Raw genomic sequence first — 2,869 nt, 5'->3', positions numbered from 1 at the left:
CGATGCCGGACCAGTCGTTGGTGGCGGGGGTGGTGGCGTCGCCGTCAGCGTTGGTGTCACCGCCGGTGGTGTCGTCCTTGATCGAGGTGAACACGACCGGGCTGGTGGCGGTGCCGGTGGCGTTCAGGATGGCGGGGTTCTCATCGGTGCCCGCGACGCTGATGGAGGCGTCGGCCTTGGCCTTGAGGATCGCTCCGGGTGGTGCGGTGACGGTGGCGCCGGACGGCACTCGGGCCTGGCCGCTGTAGACGTAGGACCAGCCGGGTCGGCCGAAGAGCTTGGTGCCGTCGGTCCAGTACGGCTGATGCTGGGTCACGCCGTTGTTGGTCAGGTTGCCCACGGCGCGGTTGTTGTCGTCCAGCTTGTTCAGCGGGGCCACGCTGTTGCCGCCGAGGTTGTTGCCCAAGCTCACGGCTGAGCCGTTGAGGGTGAACAGGCTGTTGCTGATCGACAGGTCGCGGCCTTGGTAGAACAGCGCGCTTGCGGCGTGTCTGATGACCACGTGGTCGAGGTGGGCCTCGCCGCCGGGGGCGATGGCGATGCCGGACCAGTCGTTGGTGGCGGGGGTGGTGGCGTCGCCGTCAGCGTTGGTGTCACCGCCGGTGGTGTCGTCCTTGATCGAGGTGAACACGACCGGGCTGGTGGCGGTGCCGGTGGCGTTCAGGGTCCCGGCGATTTGGATGGTGGCGTTGTTCTTGGCTTTGACGGTTGCGCCGGGGTTGATGCTGAGGGTTCGTCCGGCCGGGATGGTGGTGGTGCAGTCGAGGATGTGGAGGCCGGCCTCCCAGGTCTGGTCGGTGGTGAGGGTGCCGCAGTGGTTGGTGCCGGTGTAGGTGCGCGGGGTGGCGGTGGCGGTAGTTGATCGGGGGGATTGGTTGCCGGTGGTGTCAGTGGCGGTGACGGCGTAGTAGTAGGTGGTGCCGTTGGTCAGGCCGGTGGCGGTGTAGGTCGGGGTGGCGGTGGGGCTGACCGGGGTGATGGGGCTGTTGGTGGGGGTGAGCTGGGTCCAGGGTCCGGTGGGGTTGGTGGCGGTGTGGACGTGGTAGCCGGCTAGGTCGGTGACGGGTGCGCCGTCGGGTGCGGTGACGGGGTCCCAGGTCAGGGTGGCTGTGCGATCGCCTGGGGTGGCGGTGAGGCCGGTGGGGGCCGGTGGCGGTGTGGTGTCGGGTGGTTCGGGTGCCTCGCCGGGGTCGACGGTCAGGGTGCGGTGGGTGCTGGTCGCCGCGGGGATGGCGTGGTGGGTGGTGGCGCTGGCCCGGTAGGCGCGGGTGACGGGGTCTTCGCCGGGTGCGGGGTTCGGGGCGGTTACCCGGAAGGTCAGGGTCGTGTTGCTGGTCTGAGTGGTCTGAGTGGTGGTGGTCCAGGGGCCGGTGGGTACTCCGGCGGTGGTGGTGGGGGAGGACTCCAGGCGCACGAGGCGGCCGGCGCGGGCTGGGGTGAGGGTCGCGGTCGCGGTCACGGTGGCGCCGGGGTCGGCGGTGGCCGGCAGGGTCAGGGTGATGGTCTGGGCGGTGACCGGGGTGGTGCGGGCTGGGCTGGTCAGGGCGGGATAGGTCTTGCGGCGCCCGCCGGTGGTGGTGGTGTGTCTGGCGGCCAGGACCCGGTAGGCGTAGGTGCCGGGTCTGGGGGGTGCGGTGGTGGTGAAGGTGTAGGCGCCTGTCTTGGTGGTCTTGATCGGCTTGGGGCTGCGGGTTGTCCAGGTGGTGCCGGTACGCAGCTGCAGGGCCACGGGCCGGACCAGGCGGGTTGGGAGGGTGCCGGTGATCCGGACCTGTTCACCGACCACCGGGCTAGCTGGCGCCACCATCGGCGCAGACAACGCCGCCACGGGTGCCGCAGGTACTGCGGGTGCCGACTTCGGTGCGACCGGCGCCGACACGGACGTCCGCGATCCCGCCAGGGACGTCGTACGGGCCGGGCTGAGGTCGGCGGTAGAGGCAGCAGACTTGTTGCCGTGCGGCTGGTCGGCAGGCGCGGCGGTCGCCGGTACGCCAGTAGCCGCAAGGGCTCCTGCCAGCGTCGCGGCGGTCAACCACGCCAAGCCACGAGCGTGGTGCCCGCCCACACGCTGCCTGCCACGTCTTGCTAACCGTCCCGCCACGACTACCCCCACGACACGCCGCCACCGACCCTGCCCGGACCCCCGCACATGCGCGGTGGACCAGGCGGCCACGACCCGGCTCGCAGACCCGAACAGACCGTAAGACCCCCCACCCCACCCCCGCAGCCAAATCCCCACGGCCCACCCGTCCGGCCGCCATCAGCTGAGCGTGGCGCCGGGTCTTACCGGTTCGACGGCAACAGGGCGTGCAACTTGCCGCGTGCCGGGACACGGACCCAGGACCGGCCGGGGGGGGCGAATCCCTACCGGACAAAATGTCCGGTAGGGCTGAGACAAGCCGGGTTCGGGGTACAGAGTGTTCACACCCGCTCGACGGTGATTACGCGACCCTGGGCCGGGGGCTCTCGTCAGACACTGCCCCGACGGCGCGGCGCGATGAAGGGTCAGTACCTCGACGGGTTCGTCCTGCCGACCCGATGCAGCGTCTGGCATCTTCGTCGGCGCTTCACTGGGGGATGGTCGCTGCACTACCGGACAAAATGTCCGGTAGTGCCTAAGGAGGGCGCGGACGCGGACCGGCATGAAGCGCCTGGACTCAGGCATCTCTGCTTCGGCTAGCCAACACTTGGCCAAGCGATGCAAGCCCCCGCGCGCCCCAGGCAGCGTGGGCCGGGCGCGATACGCGCCCGCCACGGGCAGAGCTACTGCAACTCAGCACCTATCGTCGATCCGCGAGGCTTCTACGCCGCTTACGCGATCTTGGTGGCGGGCTGGGACCACCAGTTGGCGTTGGTCTCGCGCCAGACC

At 70.3% G+C, this 2,869-nt stretch carries 1 protein-coding gene; it reads right to left on the bottom strand.

All coding sequences use genetic code 11. The features are described from left to right. Positions 1-2,041: fibronectin type III domain-containing protein (locus ABEA04_RS02155; RefSeq protein WP_345454070.1), on the bottom strand; the 2,041-nt coding region annotated here is incomplete at its 3' end. Between the last annotated feature and the right edge of the window lie 828 nt (positions 2,042-2,869).

This window comes from Nocardioides marinquilinus, assembly GCF_039543705.1.
GTDB classification, from domain to species: Bacteria; Actinomycetota; Actinomycetes; order Propionibacteriales; family Nocardioidaceae; genus Nocardioides; species Nocardioides marinquilinus.
Note: the sequence above shows the minus strand (reverse complement) of the source record. Positions and strands in the feature narration are given on the sequence as shown.